Annotated in this window: 16 protein-coding genes; 5 read left to right on the top strand and 11 right to left on the bottom strand. The window is 66.6% G+C overall.

The window, feature by feature from the left end; all coding sequences use genetic code 11:
- Window positions 1-56: 56 nt before the first annotated feature.
- Both MRY80_RS21585 and msrA read right to left on the bottom strand, forming a co-directional pair.
- A complete protein-coding gene (locus tag MRY80_RS21585) occupies window positions 57-956 on the bottom strand; it encodes a 1-acyl-sn-glycerol-3-phosphate acyltransferase (protein ID WP_293293312.1) in 900 nt (299 codons plus the stop codon).
- Between the two features lie 210 nt (window positions 957-1,166).
- Window positions 1,167-1,814 (bottom strand): peptide-methionine (S)-S-oxide reductase MsrA, encoded by a 648-nt coding sequence (gene msrA, locus MRY80_RS21580; RefSeq protein WP_293293311.1) that lies wholly within the window; start codon window positions 1,812-1,814, stop codon window positions 1,167-1,169.
- A 170-nt stretch (window positions 1,815-1,984) separates the two neighbouring features.
- Here msrA and MRY80_RS21575 point away from each other — a divergent pair, with 170 nt between their 5' ends.
- Entirely contained in the window at window positions 1,985-2,410 is a 426-nt protein-coding gene (locus MRY80_RS21575; RefSeq protein WP_293293310.1) for an OsmC family protein, read from the top strand.
- Between the two features lie 48 nt (window positions 2,411-2,458).
- Here the strand turns inward: MRY80_RS21575 and MRY80_RS21570 are convergent, their stop codons facing one another.
- From MRY80_RS21570 to rph, 9 genes are all read right to left on the bottom strand, one after another.
- A complete protein-coding gene (locus tag MRY80_RS21570; protein ID WP_293293309.1) occupies window positions 2,459-2,803 on the bottom strand; it encodes a carboxymuconolactone decarboxylase family protein in 345 nt (114 codons plus the stop codon).
- 800 nt (window positions 2,804-3,603) lie between these two features.
- Entirely contained in the window at window positions 3,604-5,136 is a 1,533-nt protein-coding gene (locus MRY80_RS21565) for a YifB family Mg chelatase-like AAA ATPase (RefSeq protein WP_293293308.1), read from the bottom strand.
- 789 nt (window positions 5,137-5,925) lie between these two features.
- Window positions 5,926-6,864 carry a glutathione synthase gene (gshB, locus tag MRY80_RS21560; protein WP_293293307.1) on the bottom strand — a complete coding sequence of 313 codons (939 nt, stop codon included), beginning with the start codon at window positions 6,862-6,864 and terminating at the stop codon, window positions 5,926-5,928.
- Window positions 6,865-6,932: 68 nt separating this feature from the next.
- Window positions 6,933-7,304 (bottom strand): YraN family protein, encoded by a 372-nt coding sequence (locus MRY80_RS21555; protein WP_293293306.1) that lies wholly within the window; start codon window positions 7,302-7,304, stop codon window positions 6,933-6,935.
- Window positions 7,294-8,187, bottom strand: coding sequence for a 16S rRNA (cytidine(1402)-2'-O)-methyltransferase (rsmI, locus tag MRY80_RS21550; protein ID WP_293293305.1), 894 nt, complete (start codon window positions 8,185-8,187; stop codon window positions 7,294-7,296). Before rsmI ends, MRY80_RS21555 begins: the two co-directional genes overlap by 11 nt.
- Window positions 8,184-9,383 carry a radical SAM family heme chaperone HemW gene (hemW, locus tag MRY80_RS21545; RefSeq protein WP_293293304.1) on the bottom strand — a complete coding sequence of 400 codons (1,200 nt, stop codon included), beginning with the start codon at window positions 9,381-9,383 and terminating at the stop codon, window positions 8,184-8,186. The genes rsmI and hemW overlap by 4 nt, the downstream gene beginning before the upstream one ends.
- Window positions 9,361-10,011, bottom strand: a complete 651-nt coding sequence (rdgB, locus tag MRY80_RS21540; RefSeq protein WP_293293303.1) for an RdgB/HAM1 family non-canonical purine NTP pyrophosphatase — start codon at window positions 10,009-10,011, stop codon at window positions 9,361-9,363. The genes hemW and rdgB overlap by 23 nt, the downstream gene beginning before the upstream one ends.
- Window positions 10,008-10,421: a VOC family protein gene (locus tag MRY80_RS21535; RefSeq protein ID WP_293294187.1), complete on the bottom strand. Its 414-nt coding sequence runs from the start codon at window positions 10,419-10,421 to the stop codon at window positions 10,008-10,010. Before MRY80_RS21535 ends, rdgB begins: the two co-directional genes overlap by 4 nt.
- A 7-nt stretch (window positions 10,422-10,428) precedes the next feature.
- Window positions 10,429-11,151, bottom strand: a complete 723-nt coding sequence (rph, locus tag MRY80_RS21530; RefSeq protein WP_293293302.1) for a ribonuclease PH — start codon at window positions 11,149-11,151, stop codon at window positions 10,429-10,431.
- 145 nt (window positions 11,152-11,296) lie between these two features.
- Here rph and MRY80_RS21525 point away from each other — a divergent pair, with 145 nt between their 5' ends.
- The 4 genes from MRY80_RS21525 to grpE all read left to right on the top strand — a co-directional run bounded on the left by MRY80_RS21525 (window position 11,297) and on the right by grpE (window position 14,107).
- Window positions 11,297-11,635 carry a metalloregulator ArsR/SmtB family transcription factor gene (locus tag MRY80_RS21525; RefSeq protein ID WP_293293301.1) on the top strand — a complete coding sequence of 113 codons (339 nt, stop codon included), beginning with the start codon at window positions 11,297-11,299 and terminating at the stop codon, window positions 11,633-11,635.
- Window positions 11,628-12,113: an SRPBCC domain-containing protein gene (locus MRY80_RS21520; RefSeq protein WP_293293300.1), complete on the top strand. Its 486-nt coding sequence runs from the start codon at window positions 11,628-11,630 to the stop codon at window positions 12,111-12,113. Before MRY80_RS21525 ends, MRY80_RS21520 begins: the two co-directional genes overlap by 8 nt.
- Window positions 12,114-12,226: 113 nt before the next feature.
- Window positions 12,227-13,297, top strand: coding sequence for a heat-inducible transcriptional repressor HrcA (gene hrcA, locus MRY80_RS21515; protein WP_293293299.1), 1,071 nt, complete (start codon window positions 12,227-12,229; stop codon window positions 13,295-13,297).
- 84 nt (window positions 13,298-13,381) lie between these two features.
- A complete protein-coding gene (gene grpE / locus MRY80_RS21510; RefSeq protein WP_293293298.1) occupies window positions 13,382-14,107 on the top strand; it encodes a nucleotide exchange factor GrpE in 726 nt (241 codons plus the stop codon).
- The last annotated feature ends 18 nt before the right edge of the window (window positions 14,108-14,125 follow it).

Here is a 14,125-nt window from a genome sequence, read left to right as displayed (position 1 = left end):
GCGGCTGCCCGAGTCAATTGTCGAGAGACTTGCGAGAACCGTCTGCCGGAAACGCGTTACTTGTCGAATTCGGCCTTCGGATCGTCGCGCAGCACATATTCGCAATGATCCTGCATGCGCACTGTGATGTCTTGCACATCACCTTCCAGGCTGGCCGGATCGATCGGCTTGCCGATCGTCATCTTGAAGGCCTGGCCCTTCTTGTTGAGCAGTTCGTGGAAGACCGTCATGTCGCGCAGTTCCGGCGTGCGGTGCGACAGGAGATAGAACAGGCGTGAGTTGCGCGCGCTCGTGTGCATCGGGATCACCGGCACATTGTAGCGGCGCGCCATCTGCACGCCGGTGGCCTGCCACGGACGCTCGTTGAGCTTGCCCTTGGCCCAGTAGGCGATGCGGCCCGACGGGAACAGGATGATGGCCCGGCCGTCGGAGAAGGCGCGGCTGGTGCGCACCAGCGTCTCGCGGCTCTTGGCGTGCGACTTTTCCGTCGTGCGCCATTCCACCGGGATGATGATTTCGGAAAGCCGCTGATTGACGCGGATCGCGTCACGGTTGGCGAAGAACACCAGGTCCGGGCGGACGTCCTTGATCATGTCGTAGACCGCGATGCCGTCGGCGATGCCGGTCGGGTGGTTCGACACCAGGATGAAGCCGCCATCGGCCGGCAGGTTCTCCTTGCCCTCGACGGCGATGTCGAGATCGAGCAGCCGGCTGACATATTCGAAACAGTCGATGCCGCTGAGCTCGGAGACCTCGTCGGCCATGCGCACGGCTTGCCGGTAATACAAGACCTTGTAGAGCGCCGGCCGGATGATCGGCCAGAGCGGATGGCGCACCAGGGTCTGCCCACGTTCCTCGATCAGCTGATCGACGATGTGCAGGTTCTTGCGCGTGCTCGCGTTGCTTCGTCCGGTCACGATGTCGGAAAAAGTCGACGATGCTGTCTGGAATTCCATGGCCATAGGTCCGGTGGGCGTCGCCGCCTCCTCTTACCGATTTGTGTATCGATAGTATGACACATAGCCGACAACAACGAATCTTCCCACTGTGACATATGACGCCGAAGCGGGATTTTTCATGGAATCGTCGAGGTTCGCAAGCGAAATGCATGCGGGCCCGCGCCGCCCGCCGGAACGAGCCGGCGCGGGCGGCGTCGGTCTGGGTGATCAGCTGCCGGCGTGATCGACGCCGCGATAGGCCTGCGCGCCCCACAGCTCGTTGACCCGCGCGTCGCGGCCGCACCCCTTGCGATAGCCCTTGTAGGCGCGGGCGCGGGTGACGAGACCGAAGCGGGTGAGCACCTTTTCCTGGCTTGCGTAGTAGCCCTGGTGATAGTCCTCGGCCTCCCAGAAGGTGGCCGGACCCTCGACCGGGGTGACGACCGTGCGGCCGAGCGTCTCAGCCGCCTCGGCGATCGCCGCGCGCGCGACGGCCGCCTCCTCGTCGGTCGCCGCGTGGACCGCGGTCGTGTAGGAGTGGCCGCGGTCGCAGAACTGGCCGCCCGCGTCGGTGACGTCGATGGTGCGCAGGAACTGGGTCACCAGCGTGCGATAATCGGTCTTGGTGTCGTCATAATCGACCTTGACCACCTCGCGATGGCTGCCGTGGCTGCGATAGGTCGGGTTCTCCTTCTCGCCACCGGCATAGCCCGACGTCGTGGCGACGACGCCCTGCATGTGGTCGAAGTCGCTTTCCACGCACCAGAAGCAGCCGCCGGCGACGACGAGCGAGCGGATTTCGGCGTTTGCCGGCAGGGTGGCGAGGGCGGTCGCAGCGAAAGAGAGCGCGGCGACGGCAGATTTCAGACGGGTCATGACGGATCCTCCGTTGCTTTGACATCCCTCAAACCACGTGACCGGGCGCGCGCCCAATCAGATTTGAACACGGATGCGTGAGCGGTGTTTCGCGCACCCCCTTGAAACCGGCCGCGCGGAACGCAGGTAAGGGCTGGAAATTCTCGATCCATCACAAAGGGGGAAACGACATGAAACGGCACGCAACGGCAGTCTGGCAGGGCGCTCTTCAGGACGGGCGCGGCGCATTGACGACGCAGAGCGGGGCGCTCAACGAGAAACGCTACGATTTCCGCGGCCGCTTCGAGGACGAAGACGGCACGGCCGGCACCAACCCGGAAGAGCTGATCGCCGCGGCCCATGCCGGCTGCTTCGCCATGCAGCTTTCGCATTTCCTCGCCGAGAACGGCACCCCGGCTGAAAAGCTGGAAGCGACCGCCACCGTCGAGGTGAAGCCCGGCGAGGGCATCAAGGGCTCGGCGCTCGTGCTGAAGGCGGACGTGCGCGGCATCGATCCGGACACGTTCCAGGAACTGGCGGAAAAGGCGAAGGCCGGATGCCCGGTCTCCGGCGCGCTGTCGGCGATCACCATCACGCTCGACGCGCAGCTGGTCTAGGCGACCGATCCGGGCATTGTCCCGGCTCGTTTCGAAGCCGGGACGGCCCTATTCATCCAAGGCGTCGAAGCAGGACAGCGCCTCGGCGCCGTAGATCATCGAGGGGCCGCCGCCCATATAGAGCGCGACGCCGATCGTCTCGACCACTTCCTCGCGCGTCGCGCCATGCTTCCTGGCGGCCTTGGCATGGAAGGCGAGACATCCGTCGCAGCGCGCCGTGATGCCGATGGCAAGCGCGATCAGTTCCTTGGTCTTGGAATCCAGCACGCCCGGCGCGATCGCCGCCTGGGCCAACGCGCCGAAGCCCTTGGCCGGCTCGGGCATCGCCTTGCGCAACTCGGCCATGCGCCTGTTGGTCTGATCGGTGAATGCAGTCCAGTCTGTCTCGGCCATCGCCCGTCCCTCTCGGTTTCGTCTCTCTCCACCGTTTCCCTAGCGCCGAACCGCCCTGTGCGGCTTGATGCGGGTCAATCGGCGGGGCGGGTTTGCGGAACCGCGTACGAAGGCTCAGCGGCTGGCGGTAGGACTGGCTTCGGCCAGAGGGCGGACTGCTGTTCGCCCTGTTGGGCGTTCATCCGCGCGCTCGGCGCTTTCGCGCACCCCTGTTCCTCCGCCGGAATGTCGCGTCACGGCCAGGTACCGCCGTGGCTTGGAGGCTCATCACGACGTGACGCCTCCTGTGTCGTCAACGGCCGCGCACCCGTCATTCATCCAGGCAACGCCGTACTCCCCGTGAGCCCGTATGCGCCAAAGCCGCGATGTGAAGACTTCGAGGATTGCAGGGGTCGATCCCGCGTTGGATCAGATTCGGCAAGCATTCTTTCGAGGCGCGCCTTCGGCGGCTGCCCGCAGCGGCAAATGCAGGCCGTCATCCTCGGCCTTGAACCGAGGATCCAATCCGTGAGCACGCCGACCGATCCATCACGGACGAAGCAGCACGATACGGTGCCGCCATTCCACCTGCCGCGATGCGGCCTAAACCGCCGCTTGTGCGCGCCTCACGGAATGAAACCCGAGTTCAATGCTCAGGATGACGGCGCAAGTTCGCATCGAGCGGCACGCCGTTATCGCAAGAACAGGCCCTGTGGCGAGCACGGCGACAACAGCAGCGCGAGACACCGGTGCCCGAGTGACCCGCACTCGTCTCGGCGACGGCCGATGAGGGGCCGGACGAACGAAGTCCGGCGCATGAATCAGGCCGCGGAGGCGAGGCGTTCGCCGGCGATGCGGTACGAGATGGCCTCGGCGACATGGATGCGGCCGGTCTGGGGCGTGGCGTCGAGATCGGCCAGCGTGCGGGCGACCTTCATGATGCGGTGATAGGCGCGGGCGGAGAATTTCATCTGGTCGGCGGCGTCGCTGAGCAGTTGCAGCCCGCCCGCATCGACATCCGCGACCTCTTCGACCAGCGCCGTCGGGCAATGGGCGTTGGTCGAAACGCCGGTGACGCCAAGGGCCGCGTAGCGCTCGGTCTGGATCGTCCGCGCGGACGCCACGCGCTCGGCGACCGACGCGCTCGGTTCGCCCGGACGCGAGCGGATCAGGTCGCCCGGCATCACGGCCGGGACCTCGACGCGCAGGTCGATGCGATCCATCAGCGGGCCGGAAATGCGGGCCTGGTAATCGGCCCGGCAGCGGGGACCACGCGCGCAGACATGGCCCGGCTCGCCCGCCATGCCACAGCGACAGGGATTCATCGCGGCGACAAGCTGGATGCGTGCCGGATAGGAGACGCGGTGATTGGCCCGCGCGATGACGCATTCGGCGGTTTCGAGCGGCTGGCGCAGCGAATCGAGCACCTGCGGCGTGAATTCGGGAAATTCGTCGAGAAACAGCACCCCGTTATGGGCAAGCGAGACCTCGCCGGGACGCACGCGCAAGCCGCCGCCGACCATGGCCGCCATGGAGGCGGAATGATGCGGGGCGCGGAAGGGGCGGCGGTCCGACAATTTGCCGCCGGCCAGTTCGCCGGCGATGGAGGCGACCATCGACACGTCGAGCAGTTCGGCCGCCGACAGCGGCGGCAGGATCGAGGGCAGGCGCTGCGCCAGCATCGACTTGCCCGAACCGGGCGGACCGACCATCAACAGATTGTGGCCGCCGGCTGCGGCGACTTCCAGCGCGCGCTTGGCGGTTTCCTGGCCCTTGATGTCGGCGAGATCGGGCAGGTTGGACGGCAATTCGCGCCGCGCCGGCTGCGGGCGGGACAGGGCCTGCGTGCCGCGGAAGTGATTGGCGAGCGAGATGAGGCTCGCCGGGGCGACGATATCGACACCCTCGCCCGCCCACGCGGCCTCAGGGCCGCATTCACGCGGGCAGATCAACCCCTTGCCCCGCCCGTTGGCGGCGATCGCGGCCGGCAGGACGCCGGCGACGGGGGCGATCGTCCCGTCGAGCGACAATTCGCCGAGCACGACATAGCCGGTCAGCGCGTCCGCCGGCACGGCACCGAGCGCGGCCATCAGCCCAAGCGCGATCGGCAGGTCGAAATGCGACCCCTCCTTCGGCAGGTCGGCTGGCGCGAGATTGACCGTGACCTTCTTGGGCGGCATCGACAGGCCGGAGGCATGCAGCGCCGACTGCACCCGCTCGCGGCTCTCGGCCACCGCCTTGTCGGGCAGGCCGACGATGTGAATGCCCATCTTGCCGGGCGCGACCATGACCTGGACATCGACCGGCACGGCCTCGATGCCCTGAAACGATACTGTCGAAATGCGCGAAACCATCGGCCACACCCCCGCTGGACAGGACCATCAAGCCACATTGATACGAACGAAGCAAGAACAAAATTGCAACCTTTGCACGTGACGCTTGAAGACAGGTTGCAACGGGTTGTGGCGGCGGAACAAACGTCCAACAGGGAGATATTGTTGCACTCCCCGCAAAAGGAGCCCTATTGAAGCAGTATACATCGCAGCACGGGCGGTATTTCAGCTGAAAGAAGAGTACGGCAGGGCCCGGTTTTGGTTCGGAGCAGACGGACGCGCAGAGATACTCGATCAGACCGAGCTTGTCGGCTGGAGCACGCTACCGGTGAGGCCGTGGCGCCGCTTCTGGTCCCGCACATTCGACACCGCCATTTTCTGGGGAGCGACCGCGATTTTCGCGTCGCCCCTTCAAACACTGCTCCCAGCGGGCCTCTCAGTGGAAGAACGCGTCGGTGTCTTCATCCTGGCCACTTTCTTCGCGGCCGTGTGGATCGTCATGCCCGTCGCAAACGGGTTGGTCTGCGGAACAAACGGTTTCACACTTGGCAAGTTACTGTTCGGAGTCAGAATCGTCGACAGGAACGGACGCCCGATCGGTATAGTTCGGTCTATAGCCCGCGAATACCGGGTATTGTTCGACGGTCTGGGCCTTCAGCTCTTCTGGCCGATCATCCCGCTTCACAGGTTGGCGCTCGCGCAGGAGGACCTCTGGCGAACGCAGACCACGCGATGGGACAGCTATGTCAATGTCTGTCTGTACAGGGACCGCTAGGCTCGGGTCATAGGCGGTTCCCGCCCTGGCGAGACCTACCGCTTCGCCTCCACGGCGTCCCAGAACAGCGCGGCGATGTCGGCGCCGCCGAATTTCTTGACTTCGCGCACGCCCGTCGGCGAGGTCACGTTGATCTCGGTCATCAGGCCGCCAATCACGTCGATGCCGACAAGGGTGAAGCCGCGTTCGCGGAGCGACGGGCCGATGCGGTCGCAGATTTCCTTTTCGCGCTCGGTCATCATGGTTTCGACCGCCCTGCCGCCGACATGCATGTTGGAGCGGGCGTCGCCCTCGTCCGGCACGCGGTTGATGGCGCCGACCGGTTCGCCCTCGATCAGGATGATGCGCTTGTCGCCGGCGCGCACGTCGTCGAGATAGCGCTGGGCGATGATCGGCTCGGGGCCGAGCTGGGCGAACATCTCCAGAAGCGAGGTCAGGTTGCGGTCGCCGTCGCGCAGGTGGAAGACACCGGCGCCACCATTGCCGTAGAGCGGCTTGAGGATGATGTCGCCGTACTGGCGGCGGAACTCGCGGATCTCGGCGATGTCCTTGGTGATCAGCGTCTCCGGCATCAGATCGGCGAAATCCATCACGAAGATCTTCTCGGGAGAATTGCGCACCCAGGCCGGGTCGTTGACGACCAGCGTCTGCGGGTGAATGCGCTCCAGCAGATGCGTCGTGGTGATGTAATTCATGTCGAAGGGCGGGTCCTGGCGCAGCAGGACGACGTCCATCTCCGCGAGATCCGTGCGCACGGCCTCGCCGAGCGTGAAATGATCGCCCTTCACGTCGCGCACGGAGAGCGGCTCGACGCGTGCCGTGACGGTGTTGCCGTGCAGCGTCAGCCGGTCGGGCGTGTAGTGGAACAGCTCGTGCCCGCGCGCCTGCGCCTCAAGGCACAGCGCGAATGTGGTGTCGCCGGCGATCTGCACGGTGGAGATATGGTCCATCTGGACCGCGACCTTGAGAGACATGTGCTTCTTCCCGGGCGTGTTCGCGTTGAATGCGTTCGTTAGGTGGCGCGTTCGGCGGTGAAAATCAATCAGGGATAAATCGCAGGCACGTGAACCGGCCAGCGACGCGGCAGGATCGCGACGAGGTCGAAACGCAGCGACAGGCGGGCGCGGTCGGGCTGGCGGGCGAGCCACAGATCGGCGGCCGATTCGATGCGGCGCAGCGCATGGGGCGTGACGGCGTCCATCGCCTCGGCAAGCGTCGGGCGGGCCTTGACCTCGACGATGGCGACGAGATCGCCGCGCCGGGCGATGAGGTCGATCTCGCCGGCCTTCGTGCGATAGCGCCGCGCCAGGATGCGAAAGCCCTTCAGCCGCAGCGCGAAGGCGGCGAAACGCTCGCCGCGATGGCCTCGGCCATGGGCGGCGCGGCGCTTGCGGGTCGCCGGATCAGCTGTCACCCTTCAAGTCCAGGAGGCGGGCGTAGAGATCGGATTTCGACAGGCCCGTGGCCGCCGCCGCCTCGCGGGCGGCACGGGATACCGGCATGGAGGCGAGCAGGTCGCGCAGCAGCGCATCGACCGTGTCCGGCGTCCATTCCGTCTCGCCGGCAGGCGCCGGCGCGATCAGGATCACGATTTCGCCCTTGATCGTTTCGGTGGCGAATTGATCTGCGATTTGCGAGGCAGCGCCGGTGCGGATCGTCTCGAAGCGCTTGGTCAGTTCGCGGGCGACGGTGACCATGCGGTCGGGCCCCAGCGTGTCGGCGATCGCCATCAGCGTCGCGACCAGGCGGTTGGGCGATTCGAAGGCGATGAGGGTCGACGGCGCATGGGCCAGATCCGCCAGCCGGGCGCGGCGCGCGCCGTCCTTGACCGGCAGGAACCCGATGAAGCGGAAATCGTCGCTCGGCAGGCCGGAGGCGGCAAGCGCCGCAAGCGTCGCCGACGCGCCGGGGATCGGGATGACGCGGAGGCCTTCGTCGCGCGCCGACTGCACGAGGCGGAAACCGGGGTCGGAGACGAGCGGCGTTCCGGCGTCCGACACCAGCGCGACGGCCCTGCCCTCTTTCAGCGCGGCGATCAGCTTCGGGCCGGCGGTCTCGGCATTGTGCTCGTGATAGGCGACAGGATGGGCGCGGATGCCGTAGCGGTCGAGCAAGCGCCGGGTGACGCGCGTGTCCTCGCAGGCGAGCACGTCGCAGGCGGCCAGCGTCTCCAGCGCGCGGACGGAGATGTCGCCCAGATTGCCGATCGGCGTGGCGACGATGTAGAGGCCGGGTTCGAGCGGCGGCGCGGCGATCTTGTGGCCCGCAATCAGGAAACTGCGGTCGTCGCCGCTCATGCCGCCAGTTCCGCGACCAGGGCGTTGAGCACCAGCCGGCCGGCCGGCGTTGCGCGCAGGCGGCTGTTGGCGACGTGTTCGACCAGCTTTTCGGCCTGCAGCATGGCGAGGCGGGCGGGATCGAAGGCGCGGCCGGACAACATCTCGTAGCGGGCGACGTCGATGCCCTCGGCAAGGCGCAGGCCCATCAGCAGCATTTCGTCGCCCTGGGCCTCGGCATCCAGCCATTCTTCCTCGACCACGCCATGGCCGGCGGCTTCGACGCGCGACGCCCAGGTCTCGGGCATGCGCTCGGCAATGGTGACGCGCTTGCGGCCGCCGTCGAGCGAGAAACGCCCATGGGCGCCGGCGCCGAGGCCGACATAGTCGCCATAGCGCCAATAGGTCAGGTTGTGGCGCGATTCCGCGCCGGGAACGGCATGATTGGAGATTTCATAAGCCGGCAAACCAAGATCGGCGGTCACCGCGCTCGTCAGATCGAACAGGTCGGCCGCGCGATCGGGGTCGGGCATGGGAATCCTGCCCGCGTCGAACAGCGCCTTGAAGGGCGTGCCCTCCTCGATGGTGAGCTGGTAGAGCGACAGGTGATCGGCGGCGTGGCCGACCGCCTGGCGCAGTTCGGCCTCCCAGGCCTCCGGCGTCTGGCCGGGGCGGGCATAGATGAGATCGAAGGAGAGGCGCGGGAAGGTGGCGCGGGCCATGGCGATCGCCTGCAGCGCCTCGTCGACGCTGTGCAGGCGGCCGAGGAACTTCAGATCGGCGTCGTTGAGCGCCTGCACGCCGAGCGACAGGCGATTGACGCCCGCCATTCGGTAGCCGGCAAAGCGCCCGGCGTCGGCCGAGGTCGGATTGGCCTCCAGCGTGATCTCGATGTCCGGCGGCAGGCCCCATTGCCGGTCGGCCGCCTCCAGCAGCGCGCCGACCGTGCCCGGCTGCATCAGCGAGGGCGTGCCGCCGCCGATGAAGACCGAGGTGACGGTGCGCGGACCGGTCCAGTCGCGCATGGTCTCCATCTCGCGGCGGAACGCCTCGACGAAGCGCTGCTCGTCGACGCCGCCGTGGCGGACATGCGAGTTGAAATCGCAATAGGGGCACTTGGCCGCGCAGAAGGGCCAGTGGATGTAGACGCCGAAGCCGGGGGCCCCGTCGTCGCCATTCACCGGCCGGGCGGGATCAGGCGACGCCGAGGCATTCATGGGCGAACCTCTTGAAGGCGCGGGCGCGGTGCGACAGGGCGGTCGCGTCTCCGGGCTTCCAGCCATGTTTCTGTTCGGCGGTCATCTCGCCGAATGTGATGTCGAAGCCCTCGGGTTTGAAGACCGGGTCGTAGCCGAAGCCGAGCGTGCCGCGCGGCGGCCAGACCAGAGTGCCTTCCACCTCGCCGCGGAAATATTCCACATGGCCGTCGGGAAAGGCGAGGCACAGGACGGAGACGAATCGCGCGGTGCGGTCCTTCGGATCGGAGGCACGCTTCTCGGCGAGCTTCTCCTCCACATTGCGCATCGCCATGGCGAAATCGCGGGTGCCGTCGGGCAGCTCCGCCCAGTCGGCGGTGTAGACGCCGGGCTGGCCGTCCAGCGCGTCGACGCAGATGCCGCTGTCGTCGGAGAGCGCCGGCAGGCCGGTCGCCTGCATGGCGGCCACGGCCTTGGTCTTCGCGTTTTCCTCGAAGGTGGTGCCGTGCTCCGGCGGCTCGGCAAGGCCCAGTTCGCCCGCCGAGGTGACCTCGAAGCCGAAGGGGCCGATGAGGTCGCGCATCTCGGTGAGCTTGCCGGCATTGTGCGTGGCGAGGACGAGCTTTCCCGGTTCAAGTTTGCGCGTCATTCCAATCCCCACAGTTTCGGTTCGGCGATCTCGAGGCTGTTGCCGTCTGGATCCCGGAAGTAAATGGAGCGGGCGCCGTTGGGCCAGCGGAAATCGGCCTCGATCGCCACGCCCGCCGTTTCCAGATGACCGCGCCAGGCGTCCATCGCCTCCGGCGCGGCCTTGAAGCAGGCATGGCCCGGCCCCGTCACGCCATGCGTCGGCACCGGCATGGCCGGGTTGGAGGGCGGTTCGGCCGTCCGCTCCGGATTGAAAAGGAGCAGCACGCCCTTGCCGCAGGCGAAGAACACGTGCCGCCCCTCGACCCGGGCAATCCGCTCCAGCCCGATCACCTCGCCATAGAAGCGCTCGGCGGCGTCGAGATCGGCGACATAGAGCGCCGTCTCCAATATGCCGTCCGGGCGCAACATGGTCACGTCAGGCCCCGACGGCCTGTTTTTGCAGCTCGACCAGCTGGGCGATCGCCGTCTCGGCATGGGCGAACAGCGTGTCGAACTCGGCGCGGCTGAAGGGGGCGCCCTCGCCCGTGCCCTGGATTTCGACGATGCCGGCGGAGCCGGTCATGACGAAATTGGCGTCGGTTTCGGCCTCGGAATCCTCGGCATAGTCGAGATCGGTGACCGGCACGCCCTTGTAGATGCCGCAGGAGACGGCGGCGACGTGATCGGTCAGCACGCGGGTCTTGGACGCCATCTGGCGCTTGTGCATCCAGTCGAGGCAGTCATGCAGCGCGATCCAGCCGCCGGTGATGGAGGCGGTGCGGGTGCCGCCATCGGCCTGGATGACGTCGCAGTCGATGGTGATCTGGCGTTCGCCCAGCGCGACGAGATCGACGGCGGCGCGCATCGAGCGGCCGATCAGGCGCTGGATCTCCAGCGTGCGGCCGCCCTGCTTGCCGGACGAGGCCTCGCGCCGCATGCGGTCGCCGGTGGAGCGCGGCAGCATGCCGTATTCGGCGGTGACCCAGCCGCGGCCGGAATTGCGCATCCATGGCGGCACGCGCTCCTCCAGGCTCGCCGTGCACAGCACATGCGTGTCGCCGAATTTCACCAGGCAGGAGCCCTCGGCATGTTTGGAGACGCCGCGCTCGAAGGACACGGCGCGCATCTGGTCGGGCATGCGCCCGGACGGTCTGGTCATGGATGAACCTCTCGGAATCGAATGTGCGGGGGGTTCTAGAGGAATGGCGGGGGCGTGCCTAGGGGAGGCGGGACCGTTTCGGCGGCAAGTGATCTCTGTGTATTTTACCAATTGCTTAATTAACATTTCTGTTTAATATCACCGCATGCAGGATTCCGACCGCCTCGACGCCGCCTTCTTCGCCCTCGCCAACCCGACGCGCCGCGCCATTCTGGCGAGGCTCGCGGACGGGCAGGCGACCGTGAACGAGCTGGCCGAGCCGTTCGCGATGAGCCTGCCGGCGATCTCCCGGCACATTCGCGTGCTGGAGCAGGCCGGGCTCGTCGAGCGGCAGAGGAACGCGCAGTTCCGGCCCTGCACGCTCAATCCGCAGCCGCTGGAGGAGATCGCGCGGTGGACCGAACGCTACCGGCCCATCTGGGACGCGCGGTTCGACGCCATGCAGGACGCACTGAACCGAATGAAGGGGGACGACAATGACTGACGACCAGGCCTGGGTGACGATCACCCGCGAATTCGACGCATCCATCGACGCCGTGTGGCGCATGTGGACGGATCCCGCGCTGTTCCGGCAATGGTACGGGCCGAACGGCATGACCGTTCCGGTCGCCGAGATGGACCTCGTGGTCGGCGGAACGCGCAAGGTCTGCATGGAGATGACCTCGCCCGACCGCACGATGTCGATGTGGTTCATCGGCGTCTACAAGGAGATCAAGGCCCCGAGCCGCCTCGTCTACACCGAGAGCATGTGCGACGCCGACGGCACGCTGATCACGCCGCAAAGCATGGGCATGCCGGAAGGAACGCCCGACGTAACGGAGGTCGTGGTCGAACTGCGCGAAACCGACGGCAAGACCGTGATGACGATGCACCATGTCGGCGTGCCCGAGGGCTCGGCCGGACAGGGTGGCTGGATGCAGGCCTTCGACAAGCTCGCCGGCCTGCTCGAAGAGGCGGCCTGAGGGTTTCATGCCTGACGGGCGGCGCGCGGGGGATCGCGCACCATATTTTCGTTTCCGTCCGCGGCCACTATATGAGTAGGGTCTGACGACGGAGACCCAAGACGACCCCGACCATGCTGTCCAACGCCGAAATCCACACCGAACTGGACGAACGCTCACGCGAAATCTTCCGGCTGATCGTCGAGACCTACATGCAGGACGGCGAGCCGCTGGGATCGCGCACCCTGTCGAAGCGGCTGCCGATGTCGCTGTCGCCGGCCTCGGTGCGCAACGTGATGAGCGATCTGGAAGCGCTCGGCCTGATCTTTTCGCCGCATGTCTCGGCCGGCCGCCTGCCGACCGAGCAGGGGCTGCGCTTCTTCGTCGACGCCTTCATGGACACCGGCGAGGTGAGCCCGGCGGAACGCTCGCTGATTGAATCGCAGATCAAGAGCGACGGCCGGCCGCAATCGATGGAGCAGTTGCTCACCGACGCCAGCCAGATGCTGTCCGGCCTGTCGCGCGGCGCCGGCCTCGTGCTGGCGGGCAAGCGCGAGGGCATTCTCAAGCATATCGAGTTCATCCGGCTGGAGGACAAGAAGGCGCTGGCCGTGCTCGTCTGGGAATCCGGCGAGGTGGAGAACCGCGTCGTCGAACTGCCGGCCGGCACCACCGCTTCGCAGCTCTCGCAGGCGGCCAACTATCTCAACCATCACGGCCGCGACCGCAGCCTCGCCGACGCGCGCCGCGTCATCGAGGAACGCCAGGAGGCGCTGCGCACGGAGGTCGATGCCGTCAGCGCCGACCTGATCGCGCGCGGACTGGCCGTCTGGTCGGGTTCCGGCCAGGGACAGCCGGCCCAGTTGATCGTGCGCGGCCGCTCCAACCTGATCGAGGACGTCCAGGACAAGGAGCAGATCGAGCGGTTGAAGCTGCTGTTCGACGAGTTGGAGCGCAAGGACGAGATCGTGCGCATGCTCGATCTCACCGAATCCGGCTCGGGCGTGAAGATCTTCATCGGTTCGGAAAACCGGCTGTTCTCGCTGTCGGGATCGTCGCTGGTGGTCGCGCCCTATCGCGACTCGAACCGGCACGTCATCGGCGCGCTCGGCATCATCGGTCCGACGCGGCTCAACTATGCGCGCATCGTGCCGGTGGTCGATTACACGGCGCAACTGATCGGCAGACTTCTGGAACGGACCTGACGGATTTCGCGCCAGCCCTTGATTTTTGGCAAGCGAACCTCGATATCGCCGTCAAACTTTCCCGATCACGACGGAAGACGACCAATGGCTGACGAGAGCAAGACGGCTGCGGACGAAGCACGCACCCAGTTCAACCCGAATGACCGAGAGGCGCTGAAGCGCGCCGCCGACGAAATCCTCAAGAAGGGCGGCAAGGCGTCCGCCGAGGCCGAAGCGTCCGCATGGGCGACCGGCGACGCCGAGGAGACGAGCGCCGACACGGACGCGCAAGGCATCGAGGACGAGATCGCCGCGATCCAGTCCGAGAACGCCGACATGAAGGACCGGCTGCTGCGCCTGGCCGCCGACATGGAAAACCTGCGCCGGCGCACCGAGCGCGAGGTCAAGGACGCCCGCGCCTTCGCGATTTCCTCCTTCGCGCGCGACATGCTCGGCGTGGCCGACAATCTGCGCCGCGCGCTCGAGCATGTGACCGAAGAACAGCGCGAGGCCGGCGACGACACGCTGAAGACCCTGCTGGAAGGCGTCGAACTCACCGAGAAGTCCATGCACTCCACCATGGAGCGCCATGGCGTGACCAGGCTGGAGCCGGAGAACCAGAAATTCGACCCGAATTTCCACCAGGCGATGTTCGAGGTCCCCAACCCGGAGGTGCCGAACAACACGGTCGTGCAGGTGGTGCAGGCCGGGTACCGGATCGGCGACCGCGTGCTGCGGCCGGCCATGGTCGGCGTCGCCAAGGGCGGACCGAAACAGACCGCCGAGCCGGAGCCGGGCGCGCCCAATCCGGAATCCGAAAAGGACGCGTGACGAAACACACATCGGCGG

The sequence above is a fragment of the Oricola sp. genome (genome assembly GCF_022763245.1).
In the GTDB taxonomy this organism is placed as follows: domain Bacteria; phylum Pseudomonadota; class Alphaproteobacteria; order Rhizobiales; family Rhizobiaceae; genus Oricola.
Note: the sequence above shows the minus strand (reverse complement) of the source record. Positions and strands in the feature narration are given on the sequence as shown.

Bases quoted from the DNA above. Each gene is read 5' to 3' on its own strand.
- MRY80_RS21585 (WP_293293312.1), bottom strand. From the start codon at position 956: ATGGAATTCCAGACAGCATCGTCGACTTTTTCCGACATCGTGACCGGA.
- msrA (WP_293293311.1), bottom strand. From the start codon at position 1,814: ATGACCCGTCTGAAATCTGCCGTCGCCGCGCTCTCTTTCGCTGCGACC.
- MRY80_RS21575 (WP_293293310.1), top strand. From the start codon at position 1,985: ATGAAACGGCACGCAACGGCAGTCTGGCAGGGCGCTCTTCAGGACGGG.
- MRY80_RS21570 (WP_293293309.1), bottom strand. From the start codon at position 2,803: ATGGCCGAGACAGACTGGACTGCATTCACCGATCAGACCAACAGGCGC.
- MRY80_RS21565 (WP_293293308.1), bottom strand. From the start codon at position 5,136: ATGGTTTCGCGCATTTCGACAGTATCGTTTCAGGGCATCGAGGCCGTG.
- gshB (WP_293293307.1), bottom strand. From the start codon at position 6,864: ATGTCTCTCAAGGTCGCGGTCCAGATGGACCATATCTCCACCGTGCAG.
- rsmI (WP_293293305.1), bottom strand. From the start codon at position 8,187: ATGAGCGGCGACGACCGCAGTTTCCTGATTGCGGGCCACAAGATCGCC.
- hemW (WP_293293304.1), bottom strand. From the start codon at position 9,383: ATGAATGCCTCGGCGTCGCCTGATCCCGCCCGGCCGGTGAATGGCGAC.
- rdgB (WP_293293303.1), bottom strand. From the start codon at position 10,011: ATGACGCGCAAACTTGAACCGGGAAAGCTCGTCCTCGCCACGCACAAT.
- MRY80_RS21535 (WP_293294187.1), bottom strand. From the start codon at position 10,421: ATGTTGCGCCCGGACGGCATATTGGAGACGGCGCTCTATGTCGCCGAT.
- rph (WP_293293302.1), bottom strand. From the start codon at position 11,151: ATGACCAGACCGTCCGGGCGCATGCCCGACCAGATGCGCGCCGTGTCC.
- MRY80_RS21525 (WP_293293301.1), top strand. From the start codon at position 11,297: ATGCAGGATTCCGACCGCCTCGACGCCGCCTTCTTCGCCCTCGCCAAC.
- MRY80_RS21520 (WP_293293300.1), top strand. From the start codon at position 11,628: ATGACTGACGACCAGGCCTGGGTGACGATCACCCGCGAATTCGACGCA.
- hrcA (WP_293293299.1), top strand. From the start codon at position 12,227: ATGCTGTCCAACGCCGAAATCCACACCGAACTGGACGAACGCTCACGC.
- grpE (WP_293293298.1), top strand. From the start codon at position 13,382: ATGGCTGACGAGAGCAAGACGGCTGCGGACGAAGCACGCACCCAGTTC.